Below are 1,819 nucleotides of genomic sequence, written 5' to 3' on the forward strand. Positions count from 1 at the left end.
GTATTGCGCTATACCACACAGATGGATGCTGCCCGGAGAGGGATTATTACAGCGGCAATGGAGACGGTAGCCCGCAGGGAACTGGTAGAGCCTGAGAAGCTACGGAGACTTGTAGCGGATGGCAAAGTTGTCATTCCGACCAATAAGAACCATGGTTCACTGGAGCCGTGCGGCATTGGAGAGGGCCTGAAGACCAAGATCAATATAAACCTCGGCGTATCCAAGGATTGCTGTAATATTGAGGCTGAGCTGGAGAAGGCGCAAAAGGCGGTAGAGTTGAAGGCCGACGCCATCATGGACCTGAGCTGCTATGGTAAGACCGAGGAGTTCAGGCGCAGGCTGATTGAAATATCAACGGCTGCGATTGGCACCGTGCCTGTTTATGACGCCGTGGGGTTCTACGGTAAAGAACTTGAAAAAATAACAGCGGAAGAATTCTTGGGGGTAGTGGAAAAACACGCGCGTGACGGTGTCGACTTTATGACTATTCATGCGGGAATTAACAAGGAGACCGCTGCCAGGTTTAAAAAAAATCCGCGTCTGACCAACATTGTATCCAGGGGCGGCGCCCTACTGTTTGCCTGGATGGAACTGAACAAACGGGAGAACCCCTTCTTTGAATATTATGATGAACTTCTTGATATCTGCCGTGATTACGACGTTACTGTCAGCCTGGGCGACGCCTGCCGGCCCGGCAGCATCAAGGACTCCACCGATGCTTCCCAGATTCAGGAATTGATTATCCTTGGGGAGCTGACAAAGCGGGCATGGGAAAAGGATGTCCAGGTTATGATCGAAGGACCCGGGCACATGGCTATAAACGAGATTGCGCCTAATATGCTTTTTGAAAAGAAATTATGCCACGGTGCGCCGTTATATGTGTTGGGGCCGCTTGTGACCGATATCGCCCCTGGCTACGACCATATCACAAGCGCGATCGGCGGCGCAATCGCGGCTGCCAATGGAGCTGACTTTCTGTGTTATGTCACACCGGCGGAACATCTGCGGCTTCCAACACTGGAAGATATGCAGGAAGGTATCATCGCTTCGCGTATTGCTGCCCACGCCGCCGATATTGCAAAGGGTGTGCCGGGAGCGGCGCGTTGGGATGAAGAAATGAGCGCGGCCAGGAGCAACCTGGATTGGCCGAGGATGTTCGAACTGGCCTTGGACCCGGAGAAGGCTGTGCGTTACAGGTCCGAGTCCATGCCGGAAAAGGAGGAGACTTGCACCATGTGCGGTAAGATGTGCGCGATCCGCCATATGAATAAGGTTTTAGGTGGGGAATTCTTGTGATAGAAAATGTTGCAATGAAAGATGAGGGCATAGTTTTATTTGTTGATTTTGACGGGACAATAACAAAACAGGATGTCTGCGCCGCCATGGTTGAGGCTTTTGCGGGCGCCGGCTGGCGTGAAATAAATAAACGATGGGAAAGAAAAGAGATTTCTACTGAGCAATGCGCAAATATGACTTTTAACCTTTTCCAGGCCGACCTGAGTGATTTGAAAAGGTTGCTGGACACCATGGAGATAGACGAATATTTCAAGGGATTTCTGGGACTTTGTCGGGAAAGAGGCCACAGGTTTTATGTGCTCAGCGACGGCTATGATCTTTGTATCGAAGCTGTATTTGAAAAATATCATATTAATGTGCCCTACTACGCCAACAGGATGATTTATGACGGCAGTTTTAAAATAGAATGTCCCGGCACAAATCCGGAATGCGGTATTTGTGGAACCTGTAAAACCAGGCTGATGGAAAAGCTAAAAGGTGAAGGGAATACTGTCGTATACATCGGAGACGGGTACTCCGACAC

The 1,819-nt window shown here is 50.2% G+C and carries 2 protein-coding genes; both read left to right on the forward strand.

Annotation, left to right across the window (positions count from 1 at the left end):
* Positions 1–3 precede the first annotated feature (3 nt).
* Complete coding sequence (gene thiC / locus GX117_05645) at positions 4–1,296, forward strand: phosphomethylpyrimidine synthase ThiC (protein ID NLO32827.1); 1,293 nt, start codon at positions 4–6, stop codon at positions 1,294–1,296.
* 14 nt (positions 1,297–1,310) lie between these two features.
* A partial coding sequence (locus GX117_05650) for an MtnX-like HAD-IB family phosphatase (GenBank protein NLO32828.1) occupies positions 1,311–1,819 on the forward strand: 509 nt, incomplete at its 3' end.

The sequence above is a fragment of the Candidatus Hydrogenedentota bacterium genome, assembly GCA_012523015.1.
In the GTDB taxonomy this organism is placed as follows: Bacteria; Hydrogenedentota; Hydrogenedentia; order Hydrogenedentales; family CAITNO01; genus JAAYBJ01.